General features: G+C 64.2%; 12 protein-coding genes and 1 pseudogene. 5 read left to right on the top strand and 8 right to left on the bottom strand.

Going from position 1 to position 13274, the window contains the following annotated elements:
* Positions 1 to 460: 460 nt before the first annotated feature.
* Positions 461 to 1225, bottom strand: coding sequence for a glycosyltransferase family 2 protein (locus EG19_RS01165; protein ID WP_038046414.1), 765 nt, complete (start codon positions 1223 to 1225; stop codon positions 461 to 463).
* Between the two features lie 18 nt (positions 1226 to 1243).
* Positions 1244 to 2035, bottom strand: coding sequence for a TIGR00282 family metallophosphoesterase (locus EG19_RS01160; protein WP_038046412.1), 792 nt, complete (start codon positions 2033 to 2035; stop codon positions 1244 to 1246).
* 113 nt (positions 2036 to 2148) lie between these two features.
* On the opposite strand from EG19_RS01160, the gene EG19_RS01155 reads away from it, so the two are divergent.
* Genes EG19_RS01155 through EG19_RS01145 form a run of 3 tightly spaced genes read left to right on the top strand, consistent with a single transcriptional unit; the run spans position 2149 to position 4935 of the window.
* A complete protein-coding gene (locus EG19_RS01155) occupies positions 2149 to 2592 on the top strand; it encodes a QcrA and Rieske domain-containing protein (protein ID WP_038046409.1) in 444 nt (147 codons plus the stop codon).
* Positions 2593 to 2596: 4 nt separating this feature from the next.
* Positions 2597 to 3667: a cytochrome b gene (locus EG19_RS01150; RefSeq protein ID WP_038046553.1), complete on the top strand. Its 1071-nt coding sequence runs from the start codon at positions 2597 to 2599 to the stop codon at positions 3665 to 3667.
* Complete coding sequence (locus EG19_RS01145; RefSeq protein ID WP_081799808.1) at positions 3664 to 4935, top strand: cytochrome c3 family protein; 1272 nt, start codon at positions 3664 to 3666, stop codon at positions 4933 to 4935. The genes EG19_RS01150 and EG19_RS01145 overlap by 4 nt, the downstream gene beginning before the upstream one ends.
* Here EG19_RS01145 and EG19_RS01140 read toward each other — a convergent pair.
* The 5 genes and pseudogenes from EG19_RS01140 to EG19_RS01125 form a co-directional block, all read right to left on the bottom strand.
* Positions 4932 to 5987 carry a 4Fe-4S binding protein gene (locus EG19_RS01140; protein ID WP_053334726.1) on the bottom strand — a complete coding sequence of 352 codons (1056 nt, stop codon included), beginning with the start codon at positions 5985 to 5987 and terminating at the stop codon, positions 4932 to 4934. The genes EG19_RS01145 and EG19_RS01140 overlap by 4 nt on opposite strands.
* Positions 5988 to 6049: 62 nt before the next feature.
* Entirely contained in the window at positions 6050 to 7306 is a 1257-nt protein-coding gene (locus EG19_RS01135; protein ID WP_038046407.1) for a dicarboxylate/amino acid:cation symporter, read from the bottom strand.
* Between the two features lie 8 nt (positions 7307 to 7314).
* Positions 7315 to 7390 (bottom strand): annotated as a pseudogene (locus EG19_RS14370) (hypothetical protein); the annotation flags it as partial.
* A gap of 2 nt (positions 7391 to 7392) precedes the next feature.
* On the bottom strand, positions 7393 to 8238 hold an 846-nt coding region (rsgA, locus tag EG19_RS01130), incomplete at its 3' end, for a ribosome small subunit-dependent GTPase A (RefSeq protein WP_235208679.1).
* Positions 8239 to 8257: 19 nt separating this feature from the next.
* A complete protein-coding gene (locus EG19_RS01125) occupies positions 8258 to 9544 on the bottom strand; it encodes a trypsin-like peptidase domain-containing protein (protein WP_038046405.1) in 1287 nt (428 codons plus the stop codon).
* Between the two features lie 71 nt (positions 9545 to 9615).
* Between EG19_RS01125 and EG19_RS01120 the strand changes: the two genes are divergently transcribed.
* Positions 9616 to 11250 carry an amidase gene (locus EG19_RS01120; RefSeq protein ID WP_038046404.1) on the top strand — a complete coding sequence of 545 codons (1635 nt, stop codon included), beginning with the start codon at positions 9616 to 9618 and terminating at the stop codon, positions 11248 to 11250.
* On the opposite strand, the gene EG19_RS01115 is transcribed toward EG19_RS01120, so the two are convergent.
* Positions 11247 to 12626: a 1-acyl-sn-glycerol-3-phosphate acyltransferase gene (locus tag EG19_RS01115; protein ID WP_038046403.1), complete on the bottom strand. Its 1380-nt coding sequence runs from the start codon at positions 12624 to 12626 to the stop codon at positions 11247 to 11249. The two genes, EG19_RS01120 and EG19_RS01115, sit on opposite strands and share 4 nt — an antisense overlap.
* A 32-nt stretch (positions 12627 to 12658) precedes the next feature.
* Here EG19_RS01115 and EG19_RS12150 point away from each other — a divergent pair, with 32 nt between their 5' ends.
* Positions 12659 to 13270 carry a hypothetical protein gene (locus EG19_RS12150; RefSeq protein ID WP_053334724.1) on the top strand — a complete coding sequence of 204 codons (612 nt, stop codon included), beginning with the start codon at positions 12659 to 12661 and terminating at the stop codon, positions 13268 to 13270.
* Positions 13271 to 13274: the final 4 nt, after the last annotated feature.

The raw sequence follows: 13274 nt of genomic DNA, 5'->3' as shown, positions 1-13274 counted from the left end.
CCGCTACAGGTGGAAAAGGCAAGCGCACCGGCTGCCCGTCCACCGGCGCCAGCCCCAGAGCCACCAGGGCGTGATCAAAATCGTGCCGCTGGTGGCGAGCTCGGTCCACGGGAAAGGTGCGCAAGCCCAAAAAACCGGCCCCCCTCCCGGCGCTGGCCCAGCCCTCGGCCTTCGGCACCGCAGCCAAAAGCAGCTTGGCCCGGGTGGAGTGGCGGAAGGTTAAGGCCACATCGAAGCCGCCGAGACTTCGCCCAAAGCCGGAGCTGGCCTTGGGTGGACGGATCAGCGTCTTAGCCGGGAAAAGCCGGGCCAGCGGGGCGTGCCCGGCCGGAAGCAAGAAAGTTGTTTCACCCTCGCGGTTGGCAGCAAGCAGGATTTCTATGGCCGGCAGGGCGTGAACCCAATCCCCCAGCCAGTTGGGGAGGTCCAAAAGCAGCCTGCAGGGAAACCGGCTCACACCTTACTTTACGAACCTGCCGGAAGACCCGTCCATACCCGAAGCCACCGCCGCCCATTTCAGGAAGGTTCCGTAAGCGGCAAGGACTGCAAGCATAAGCCCCACCCTTCCATCCAGGAACCCCAAACGCAAAAGGTACGAGCGCACAAACCGCCACTCCGCTCGCGCCACGGCCGTCACCAAGCCACAGCGCTTGCCATCCGCCAGCGCCTGCCGGGCCCCGCGCAGGGCGTAATCCACCACCTTGGGCAGGTACTGGGGGAAGGAGCGAAAGGTGAGGTGCTCCAAATGGCCGGGGAGTTTGCCCACCCGCCTCACTTCCGGAACTCCGTGCACGGCCCTTTCCGCAAACCTTGCCTCCCTGCGCACCACCCGCACCACCCAGTCCCACCCCCAATCCCCAAAGCGCACCGGCTTACCCAGGGCCCAGTTCACCCGGCGAACGGCGTAAGCTTCGGCTCGCGGCTGCGCCAGCTCCCGGGAAAGGGCCGCCGCCAGCTGCGGGCTTACCCGTTCGTCGGCGTCCAGCACCAAAACCCAAGGCTTACAGCAGAGCTCAAGGCCAACGTTGATTTGCTGGGCCGAGGACACAAACCCGTGGCGAAAAACCCGGGCCCCCGCCTGTCGGGCCAGCTCTTCGGTGCGATCGCTCGAGGCCGCATCCACGACCACCACCACCTCTCCAGCCCAGCCGGCCACCGAAGCCAAAGCGCCGGGGAGCATTTCCTCTTCGTTTTTGGCGGTAACAAGCACCGAAAGCTCAGGCATAGCCCTCCTTCCCTTGCCTTAGCTCTCCTTTTCCCGGCGGAACACCCGGGCAATGCTTTCCGCGTGACCGGTCTCAGGGTTGACCTCCACCAACACCCCCGACAGCGCTCCCCCCTGGGTGGCCGGCTCCAAAGCCCGCGGGGTAGCGTAAAGGAAGCGTTCCAGCACTTCCTTGGGCTTGAAACCAATGATGCTTTCGTAGGGGCCGGTCATGCCCACATCGGTAAGGAAGGCGGTCTTTTGCGGCAAGATCCGCTCATCGGCGGTGGGTACGTGGGTATGGGTGCCCACCACCAGGCTCACCCGGCCGTCCAGGTACCAACCCATGGCCTGCTTTTCGGACGTGGCCTCGGCGTGCATGTCCACGATGATGACCTTCACCTCGGGCCCCAGGGTCGCCAGCAGCCGGTCGGCGGTGCGGAAGGGTGACTCCATGGGGGTCATAAAGGTGAGGCCCTGGAGGTTGAGCACCGCCACAGGCACGCCGTTTTTTCTGGAGGACAGCACACAAAGGCCGCGTCCGGGGTTGCCCTCGGGGTAGTTGGCGGGGCGCAACAGCCGCGGCTCATGATCCAAAAGGCTGGCGGTTTCCTTCTTATCCCAAATGTGGTTGCCGGAAGTAAACACATCCACCGGCAGCGAGGCCAGCTCCTGCCAAACCTCGGCGGTTAAGCCAAAGCCGCCGGCGGCGTTTTCCACGTTGACTACCACGAAGTCAGGGCCCAGCTCGGATATGACCCTGGGCAAAAGCTGCTTCAGCACCCGACGTCCAACCTTTCCTACCACGTCCCCAACAAACAGGATCTTCATGACACCTCCACCCGTAGGGTACCCCACCGGCGGCCCTAAGGTGCTCCGGTCACTACTTGACAAACCCAGCACATTCTCAAAAAATCCCGGAGGTTGTCGCGTAGGGGGGAGACATGGACGAGGGTCGCAAAATCTCTCGCAAGGGCTTTATTAACTGGCTTTTGGGAACCTCCCTGGGGGCCACGGTGTTGGCTGCCCTCTACCCGGTATTCCGCTACGTGTTGCCGCCGGAAGTGGCCGAAGCGCCCACCAACCGCGTGCTGGCCGGCAAGCTGTCGGAGCTGCCGCCCAACAGCGGCAAGATCTTCCGCTTTGGAGCCAAGCCGGGGATCCTGGTGCGAACCCCGGGGGGTGAGGTAAGGGCTTTTTCCGGGATTTGCACCCATTTGAACTGCACCGTTCAGTACCGGGCCGATTTTCAGCACATCTGGTGCGCCTGTCACAACGGCCATTACGATTTACAAGGCAAGAACATTCAGGGCCCGCCTCCAAGGCCCTTAGAAGCCTTCAAGGTGGACATCGTCGGCGACGATATTTACGTCACCCGTGGAGCCTAAGGCCATGAAACTCACTGAAAAGCTGTGGCAAGCTCTGGACGAGCGTTACGACCTAAAGCCGCTGTTGGACTTCGCCAGGGAAAAAGCGGTCCCCCGGCATCGGCACGACTGGATGTACTACTTTGGCGGGCTCACGCTGTTTTTCTTCTGCGTGCAGGTCGCTACCGGCATCCTCCTGCTGCTGTACTACCGCCCCACCGCCGAAGCCGCCTTTGAAAGCGTGCAGTTCATCATGACCCGGGTGCCCTTTGGTTGGCTCATCCGCTCCATTCACTCCTGGTCGGCCAACCTCATGATTGCTTCCGCGTTCATCCACATGTTCACCGTGTACTTCGCCGGGGCTTACGTGAAACCCCGGGAGCTCACCTGGTGGACCGGCGCGGCGCTCTTGCTTCTGGCGTTAGGTTTCGGCTTTTCCGGCTACCTCTTGCCGTGGAACGAGCTGGCGTTCTTTGCCACCCGTGTGGGTACCGACATGGTGTCCAAAGTACCCTTCATCGGCCACTGGCTGCTCCGGGTGTTGCGGGGTGGAGAGGACGTCACCGGTGCCACCTTAACCCGGTTTTTTGGCATTCACGTGGCGGTGCTGCCGATGATCAGCACGTTCCTGATTTTGCTGCACCTGGCCTTCATTCAGCGGCAGGGTATGCATGAGCCAGCGGAAGAGCCCAAGCTGCCACCACGCCCCTTTTTCCCCAACTTCGTGCTCCGGGAGTTCATGGTTTGGCTAGTGGGCTTGGCTCTTCTGGCGGCGCTGGCGGCGTTTTTCCCGTGGGAGCTGGGCAAGAAGGCCGATCCCTTTGCTCCCGCCCCCGCCGGCATCAAGCCCGAGTGGTACTTCCTGTTCATGTTTGAAACCCTCAAGCTTTTGCCCGCCAAGGTGCTCGGGATTGAGGGCGAGATCCTGGGGTTGGCGGCTTTTTCCGCCGGCGGGCTTTTCTGGTTTTTGGCTCCGGTCTGGGACAAGAAGCGCGCCCGCGGTGAGAAGAGCGTGTTTGCCCTGCTCGTGGGTTGGGGAGTGGTGCTCTACATTGCGTCCTTCACGGCGCTTTCCTACTTGGGGGTGTTCCAATGAGGTTACTGGCGCTTTCCGGTGTGACACTGTTAGCAAGCCTCGCCTTCGCGGGCCCCTTGCCCCAGGCGGTGGGCATTCCTGGGAAACCCGCCCAGGATCAGTGCACTGCATGCCATCAAGCCCTGGATGAGCCCCGCCTGCAACAGCCGGCCCTGCAAGCTGCCGAGGACATTCACCACCGCCAGGGGATCACCTGCGCCGGCTGCCACGGGGGCGACCCCACCTCCGAGGACCCCGAAGTGGCCATGGACCCCAAGAAGGGGTTTGTGGGGAAGATCCCCCCGCAAAAGGTTCCAGAAGTTTGCGGCAGCTGCCACAGCGACGCCGCCTTCATGCTCCGCTACGCCCCCAACATCCCCACCGACCAGCTGGCCCAGTACAAGACCTCTAAGCACGGTTTGGCTTTGGCCAAGGGTGATGGGCGGGTGGCCACCTGTGCCTCCTGTCACGGCGCCCACGGTGTGCTCCCACCCAGCGACGCCCGCTCTCCCGTCTACCCCAGCCGCATCGTGGAAACCTGCGCCCGCTGCCACGGCGATGCCGCTCTAATGAAGCAGTACGGCATTGCCGGCACGGAAATCGAGGAGTACAAGCAGTCGGTGCACTACCAGGCCCTGACCGTGAAAAACGACCTTTCAGCCCCCACCTGCAACGACTGCCACGGCTCCCACGGGGCCACCCCACCGGGTGTTTCCTCGGTTTCCAACGTGTGCGGTACCTGCCACCTCACCCAGCGGGAGGCCTTTGACCTCTCACCCCACAAGGACGCCTTTGCCGCCATGGAGCAGCCCGCCTGCGAAGCGTGCCACTCCAACCACAAGGTGCTGCCACCCCAGGACCAGTGGATCGGCGTTGGGGAGGGACAGGTGTGCGGCTCCTGTCACGCCGCCGGCGATAAGGGTGCGGAGGTGGCCCAGGCGCTCTTCCAGGCCCTCACCGGCACCGTGGAGCGCATGGAGCGCGTTCGCCAAAGGGTGGAACAGGCGGAAAGGCGCGGCATGCTCATGGATGAAGCGGCGGTGAAGCTGGAGGAGGCCCACCAAGCGCTGGTTTTAGCCCGCAACGAGGTGCACACCGTCAACCCCCAGCGGGTAGGCGCCAAGACGGACGAGGCCCAGGCGGTGCTGGCCAAGGCCGAAAAGGACGCTGAAGCCGCGGAGGCCGAGCTGCGCTTCCGCCATAACGGCCTCAAGGTTTCGCTGGTGGTCATCCTGCTGGCGGTGGTGGCTTTGGGGTTGAAGATCAGGGAAATCGAACGCCGCTCCTAGTGGGCCGCTTCCAGCCGCGGGGCCGGTTCGGCTTCCCCAGGAGCCATACCACCCACGTGCGTGTACAGCGGCGAGTGGATCTCGGGGATCCGCTTGGCGAACTCAGCTTCCGAAACCACCCCCCGCCAATGCCCGGCCAGGCGGAAGCCCAAGGTCACGGCAAAGTACACAGCCATGGCCAGAAGCACCCCATGGGCGGGACGCAAGGGGAAACGCCGGGAAGCCGCAAGGCTTAAGCAATCGGCCACTGGACACACCGCCACGCAGTCCTGGCAGCCGGTGCACTCCACCGAGCGCACCCGGGAAACCTTATGCACCGGCAAACGGGCCGGGCAGACCTTAGTACAGAGTTGGCAGTTGGTGCAGGTTTCCGGGTTGCGGGTGATCTTAAAAGGGGCCAAAAGCCCAAAAAGCCCCACGAGAGCCCCGTAAGGGCAAAAGTAGCGGCACCAGAAGTCCCGAACCAGCACCGAACCCACCACCAACACGCCCAAAACCGCAACGGTCAGGCGGGAGGGTTCGGCAAAGAACAGCAGCATCTTCACGTCCGCCACGCGGTTGTAGGGGCTGTCCAGGAAACGGCGGAGCTGCCCGAGGTCCATAGCCACCCACGTGGCCCAAACGAAAAACGCCAGCAAAAGCCACTTCACCGAACGCAGGAGGACGTCCAGGACCCGCGGCAGCTCCCAGGTCCTGCCCATGAGCCTGCGACCTAACCGGCCCAACCACTCGGAAAGGGCTCCCACCGGGCACAGGTGGGAGCAAAAGGAGCGGGCCACCGTAGCGCTCATCAAGAGCGCCCCCAGAAGGATCGCCAAACCCGCCGGATGGACCGGGTGCACCCCGCCCCCGGAAAGCCAAAACCGCAGCGACATTAAAGCCGAAATGGGGAGAAAGCCCTCCACCCCAGGGGGACGGCTCACCGCAGGCTCGGCCCCCCGCATGTGGGCAAAAACCCACAGCGTAAACAGCGTGCCGATGAAGACGGTCCAAAAGAAGAACGCCGCCTGCCAGTACCGCCGCGTGCGCACCACCGGGTAGCGTCGCGCCATGCTCCCTCCCATGGCTATCATCGGCCCAACGCCAAGGGCGTGACTTGCGCTAGCGCAAAAAGCTAGCTTTCAAAGCGTGACCAGGAGAGGCGCTCAACGATGGCCGCGGTAACCAAATCTCCGGTGACGTTGAGCGTGGTGCGGCACATGTCCAGAAGCCTGTCCACCCCTAAAACCACGGCAATCCCTTCGGGGGGCACCCCAACTGTGGCCAGCACCATCATCAGCAGGGGAATAGAACCCCCGGGGACACCGGCGGTGCCAATGGCCGTGACCACCGCCAACAGCACCACCAGCACCTGCGCTTTCAGAGGCAAAGGCACCCCAAACACCTGCGCCAAAAAGAGCACCGTGGCCCCTTCGAAGAGCGCGGTGCCGTTCATGTTGAGGGTGGCCCCCAACGGCAACACGAAGCCCGCCACCTCCCGGGAAATGCCCAGCTCGTCCTGAGCCACCCGCATGGTGGTGGGCAAGGTGGCGTTGGAGGAGGAAGTGGAAAAGGCGGTGATCATCACCAGGCGAATGCGGCGGAAAAAGTCCAGGGGGCTGCGGCGCGCGAAGAGCTTCACCACCAGGGGGTAAACCACAAACTGAAAGGCCGCCAAAGCCAGCACCACCGTCACCACAAACGAGGAAAGGGAAAGCAAAAGCCGCCAACCAAAGCGAGCGGAAACCGAAAAGATCAACGAGAAAACGCCAAAAGGCGCCGCCCGCATGACCAGGCCAATGATGGCCACGGTGGTTTGCGCCAGGGCCTCGAGAAAAGCCGCCAGGGCTTGGGCTTTCTCGCCGGCCACCGCCATGCCCACCCCTAAAAACAGCGAAAACACGATCACCGCCAGCATGTCCCCCGAGGCCGCGGCCTGAACCGGGTTCTTGGGGATCAACTTCACCACCATCTCCGGCCACAAGCTGCGGCTGCCCAGCTCCCCGGCTTGCCGGAGCTCGCTGCCGTAGGTGGCCATCAGCTCTTCCTTCACCGACGCGGAAAGCGAACCCCCCGGTTGGACCACGTTCATCGCGGTGATACCCAAGGTGGAGGAAGCCGCGGTGAGGCAAACGAAGCACAAAAGGGACAAAGCCCCGAGACGACCCACCTCCCGCAGGTTCCCCAAGGCCGCCACCCCGGTGGAAAGGGTGGACAGGATCAGCGGGATCACCACCATGATCAAGGCGGCAAGCCACATGCGCCCAAAAGGCTCGGTGACGTTGGCGACGATCCAGTTCAGAGCCGGGTGGCTGCCGGCCAGCCCTTGGGAAAGCATGCCAAAGGCCGCCCCTACCACCAGGGCCAGGAGAATGCGGTTGGGAAGGCTCAAGGTGCCTCCTAGGAACGGTACACGCCCGCGGCCAGCTCGGAGCGCAGCTTGAGGAAGGAGGTGTAGCGGCGGGAGGAAAGCTTGNNCTTGCCGTCCTCCACCGCCCGCCGCACCTGGCAGCCCGGCTCACGGTCGTGGCTGCAGTTGGAAAAGGCGCAGGATTCCGCCCAAGAGGCGATATCCGGGAAGCACTCGGTGAGCTTTTCTGGCTTCAAGTCCCAAAGCCCAAACTCGCGGATTCCCGGGGTGTCCACCACAAACCCCCCTCCGGGGAGGGGCAAAAGCTGGGCGGTGGTGGTGGTGTGCCGGCCCTTGCCGGTGGCATCGGAAATGGAGCCTTCCTGCAGGCGGTAGCCGGGGTGGATGGCGTTCAAAAGCGCCGACTTGCCCACCCCAGAGGGGCCACAAAAAAGCGTGGTTTTCCCCGAAAGGGCCCGCTTGAGGTTGCCCATGCCCCGGGCCGTGCGGGCGGAGGTGAGGTACACCTCGTAGCCGGCGTCTTGGTAGTCGGAAAGCCAGGGCTCCACCAGCTCGGTACCCTGGTCCACCTTGTTGATGCACACGATGGGGCGGATGCCCGCGTGGTGACAGGCCACCAGAAGACGGTCCAAAAGCCGGGGGTTGGGTTCCGGCAGCTTGGCGGCCAGCACCACCACCGCCTGGTCCACGTTGGCGGCAATGACCCGCGGCCGCTCCTCCCCCGGGGACTTGCGGGTGAGCGTGGTCTTACGCGGCAAAACCTCAGCCACCACGGCGCCGCCCTTGTCCCGGTGGACGATCACCCGATCCCCCACCACCAAACGGCGGTCTTCGCTGTCCTGGTGCCAGATGAGCTTGCGGCGAAAGGGCACCACCAGGTTCTCTTCGCCAAGCTGGACCCTCACCAGGGGGCCAAAAACTGCAGTAACAACGGCTTCTTGCGCCTCCGCCACGGGGCTAAGTATACACGCCTTAGGGCGCAAGCCTGAAGGTAAAGTGGTACTGGAAACCGCCGTGCCCAATGGCCAAAAGCACCGAGGAACGCAGGTAATCGCGGGTCAGGATGTCGTTCACGTCGTCCAGCGTCCGCACCCGCTGCCCGTTAATGCCCAAAAGCACGTCACCAGCGCTAAAGCCGGCCTCATCAGCAGGGGTGTTGGGCAGCACCTTTTGCACCACCACCCAACCCCGGCGGGAGGCCAGCCGCAACCCCACGTACCGCGCCAGCAGCTGCTCGCCTAAGTTTCCCGGCGGGGTGCTGGCCCGCAGGGTCACCTTACGGCTCCCCGAACCCTGCCGCACCTCCAGCTCCACCCTCTCCCCCGGGGCCACCTGCGCCAGCAGGGTGGCAAAGTCATCGCGGGAAGCAAAGGCGCGGCCGTTACCGGAGAGCAGCACGTCCCCGGCGGCAAGCTTGCCCTCCCCCGGGGAACCGGGGAACACGTCCACCACCCGGATGCCCACGCCCTCGCGGCCCTTTCGGGAGGCGGGGAGGTCCTGCACGAACACCCCCAGCCACGCCGGCTGCACCCGGCCGTAGCGCAAAAGGTCGTTCACCACCCGCCGTACCCGCTTGGCGGGGATGGCAAAGCCAATGCCCTGGGCTTCTCCCACGATGGCGGTGTTGATGCCAATGAGGCGGCCGTCCAAATCCACCAGCGCCCCACCGGAGTTTCCCGGGTTAATGGAGGCATCGGTTTGCAAAAAGTCGGTGTACACGCGGTTGGTGCGCGGGGAAGAAACGGTGCGATCCCGGGCGGAAAGCACCCCCACGGTAACGGTGTTTTCCAGGCCCAGGGGGTTGCCAATGGCAATGACCGTTTCGCCAATCAAGAGGTCGTCCTGCTCCGCCACCGGCAGGTAGGGCAAGCCCTTGGCGCTCACCCGCAGCAGGGCCAAATCGGAATCGGCATCGGAACCCACCACCTCCGCCTGTTCCTGCCGACCGGAGAGAAAGCGCACGGAAATTTCCGCGGCGCCGGCAATCACGTGCTCGTTGGTGACGATGAGGCCGTCAGGGCTGATGACCACCCCGGAGCCCAGGGACTGGGTTTCGTACTCCCGGGGCACCGCAAACTCCGGAAAGAGCTCGTCAAACAGCGTGCGCCCCCGCAGCCGCACCACTTGCTTGGCAGTAAGGTTCACCACCGCCGGCCGTACCTTCTCCACCACCTGCACCACCGGCGTGCGGCGGTTGCTCTGCCCCGCCGCCAGCTCCGGAAGCAACAACAAAAGCCCCCAACACCAGGCCTTGCGCATAGCACCTCCCACCGCAAAAGCTTAAACCCGCCGCTTCCACCGGCGTACACTTGACAGCAAGTGAGGTGCCTATGAGCCAGCAAAAACCGTCCAGCTTGAACCGGCGTGAGGCGGCCAAGCTCCTGGGGTTGGCAGCGGCCGCCGCCGCTGTTCCTCTCCCCTCCCAGGCTGAACCCGGGACCTGGCCGAGACCACCGGCGGAAGACCCCTTCCCCTTCCTGGAAGCCACCGTCCCGCAATTGCAGGAAGCCATGGCCCGGGGGGAGCTCACCGCCGAAGGGTTGTGCCAGGCGTACCTGGAGCGCATCGGAAAGCTCGATCCCTTCCTGCGTTCGGTGGTGGAAACCAACCCTGAGGCGCTGGCCATAGCCCGGGAGCTGGACCGGGAACGCAAAGAAAAAGGACCTCGTGGTCCCCTCCACGGCATCCCGGTGCTTCTCAAGGACAACATCGCCACCGGCTCCGCCATGGAAACCACCGCCGGGTCGCTGGCTTTGGTGGGGCACAAACCACCCCGGGATGCTTTTGCTGTGGTCGAGCTGCGCCAAGCGGGTGCCATCATCCTGGGCAAAACCAACCTCTCGGAGTGGGCCAACTTCCGCTCCACGCGATCCAGCTCTGGCTGGAGCGGCCGGGGAGGGCAGTGCGCCAACCCTTACGTTTTGGACCGCAACCCCTGCGGGTCTTCCTCCGGCACCGGCGCCGCTATTTCCGCCAACCTCGCGGCGGTGGGGGTGGGCACCGAAACCGATGGCTCCATCGTTTGTCCCTCCAACGCCTGCGGTCTGGTGGGAGTGAAACCCACCCTGGGGCTGGTGAGCCGCTCGGGCATCGTCCCCATTGCCGCTTCCCAGGACACCGCCGGCCCCATGGCCCGCACCGTGACCGACGCCGCCATTTTGCTGGCCGCCATGGCCGGACCCGACCCCGAGGATGCGGCCACCTCTTCCGCCCCAAAACAGGTGGATTTTCTCCCCTTCCTGCGCCCTGACGCCCTAAAAGGCGCCCGCCTGGGTGTGGTTCGCGCCAAGGTCACCGGCTACCACCCCCAGGTGGACAAAGCCTACGAGCGGGCCCTTTCGGTCCTCAAGCACGCCGGGGCGGTGCTGGTGGATCCCGCGGATATCCCGCATTTAGGCGAGTACGACGAGGCGGAGTTCGAGGTGCTGCTTTACGAGTTCAAATGGCAGCTGGCGGCTTACCTGCAAAAATGGGCGCCTACCTGCCCGTACCGGGATCTGCAGGCGCTCATCGCCTTCAACGAAGAGCACCGGGAGCAGGAGATGCCCTACTTTGGGCAGGAGATCTTCGAAATGGCAGCCAAAAAGGGCCCGCTTTCCGAAAAGGCCTACCGCAAGGCCAAAGCCACCTGCCTCAAGCTGGCCCGCCGCCGGGGCCTGGATGCGGTGTTTGCCAAGTTCCACCTAGACGCTTTACTGGCCCCCACCGGCGCTCCGGCGTGGGTCACCGACCTGGTCAACGGCGACCACTATCTGGGGGGAAGCTCCACGCCGGCGGCGGTTTCCGGTTACCCCAGCGTGACCGTGCCCATGGCCTTCATCCACGGTTTGCCGGTGGGGCTTTCGTTCATCGGCAAGCCCTGGCAGGAGGGGAAGCTCCTGGGTTTGGCTTACGCCTTTGAGCAGGCCACCAGGGTACGCAAGCCCCCACGCTTTTTGCCCACCCTGCCACCGGCAACCAGCTAACCGTGGTGGGCTAGCGAGTTGGCGTAAAAGCGCAAAAGCGGGAGGGCTTCCGGCACCGGGATGAGCCGCCCTTCCTCTTCCCGAACCCAGCCCCGGGCCAGCACCACCCTGCGGGCAAAGTGAAAAAGCTCGCCGGTTTCCAGCTCCGGCACCAGCACCCCCAGTTCCCGAAAGCGGTGCACCTGAGCATCTAGGGTTTGGTACAAGCCGGAAACCGAAACCCCTTGCTGGGAAGGCTCCCCCAGCAAAGCGCCACAAAAAACCGGGATGGGAGTTGCCGGAACCGTGGCCGCCACCGCCTGCCAGAGCCTTTCCCCCACCCGGCTCACCAGCTCCCGAAAGGCCTCTTGCGAGAGCGAGCGAACGTCCCCCACCCCTGAAAGAAGCTCGCGGGTGGATATGGGCCTGCCGAAGTTTACAGCGGCGTAGCCCAAACGATGGCCCTTACCCCGCACGCCGTTCCACAGCCACCGCAGCCCCCAGGCCGCCATTTGCCGAGCTCCGGCCACTGAAACCGGCAAGCCCAGGGCATGGGTGCGGTCCTCCAAGACCCGGTCGTAGTTGATCCCCACCGGCACAAAAACCAGATCCCTTTCCCCCTGCGGGTTAAAGCCCTTGAGGAGGTAGGAAAGCAGCCCCAGCTTTGGGGGCTGCAGCGCGCCGTCCCGGGTGAGCTTGCCTTCGGGAAAGACGCCCTGAGTCAGCCCGGCATCGGTGGCCAGCTGCACGAACCGCTCCAGAACCTTGCGATAAAGCGGATCGGAGGTGTCCCGGCGCACAAAGTAGCCCCCAAGCCGGCGGATGAGGGTGTCCAAGGGCCAAACCTTTGCCCACTCCCCCACCGCATAGGAAACCGCAGCGTGGCGGGAAACCAGGTACGCCACCAGCAGGTAGTCCAAGTTGGAGCGGTGGTTCATGAGGAACACCACGCTGTCCTCGGGGTCAATGCGAGCCAGGGCCTGGCGATCCAAAAACCCCACCCGCACCTTGTACAGGCCCCGCACCAACCTCTTGGTGACGGCGTGCCCCAGGCGGTAGTACAGGTAAACGCTAAACGTTGGCACGATTTCCCGGGCGTACACGGCCAGCAGGTCTTCCACTTCCCGCCAGCTCAGGTTTCTTTCCTTCCGGTATTTTTCGGCCAAACGCAGCACCTCGGGATCGTGCACCAAGAGCTGCTCTAAGGCTTTTTTCTTGGCCAGCTTGAAGGGTTTCAGCTTCAGGGCAAGCTTTTCGTTGATCCTCTCCACCACCGCCCGAAAGCGCTTGCGCAGCACCACCCGGACACCCGGGAGGATGAGGCGTTCCAGCACCGCCAGGCTTGCCAGAAACAGCATAAGCACAAACAACCACAGCGGCACCGAAACCGGGGTCACAAAGCCATTGTACGCTCCACTACAATGCCGCCATGGGCAAGCTTTCCCCCCAGGCCGCTTTTGAGCTGGTGCTGGTCGTGATCTTGGCCTGCGCCAACGTGGTGAGCGAGGTTTTAGGTTCCGGTAAGGCGCTGGTGGTGGCCGCCGGCGTTGTGCTCTGGGGGAGCTACCTTGCCTGGCGCACCCGCCGGGAGCCCGGCCTGTGGCGGCAGCTCCTCTGGCCTTCCCAACCTGAGACCCAGGGGCTTAGGAGCTTGGCGGCGTTCACCGGTGTTGGCGCTTTGCTTTCGGTTCTGGTGGGTATGCTGCGGGGAACCTGGCCACCGCCGGCAAGCTTTTGGCTGATCCTGGCGCTTTACCCGGTTTGGGGCACCGTCCAGCAGTTCCTGCTCAACGCGGTGCTGGCCCGGCACCTGCGGGCGCTTTTGCCTGCCGGCTGGGCTCACCTGGTGGCGGCCCTGGGCTTTGCCGTCGCCCACGCCCCCGATTGGCCGGTGGTGGCCGCTACGTTCCCGGCGGCGCTCTTTTGGGTTTGGGTTTACCCCCGGGTTTCCCACCTGCCGCTGCTCGGCACCGCCCACGCCCTTTTGGGCACCTGCTTTTTTTACCTGGTCCTGGGCCGGGATGTGGCGCAAGTCTTCTAACCCC

The sequence above is a fragment of the Thermoanaerobaculum aquaticum genome, from assembly GCF_000687145.1.
Taxonomy (GTDB): domain Bacteria; phylum Acidobacteriota; class Thermoanaerobaculia; order Thermoanaerobaculales; family Thermoanaerobaculaceae; genus Thermoanaerobaculum; species Thermoanaerobaculum aquaticum.
Note: the sequence above shows the minus strand (reverse complement) of the source record. Positions and strands in the feature narration are given on the sequence as shown.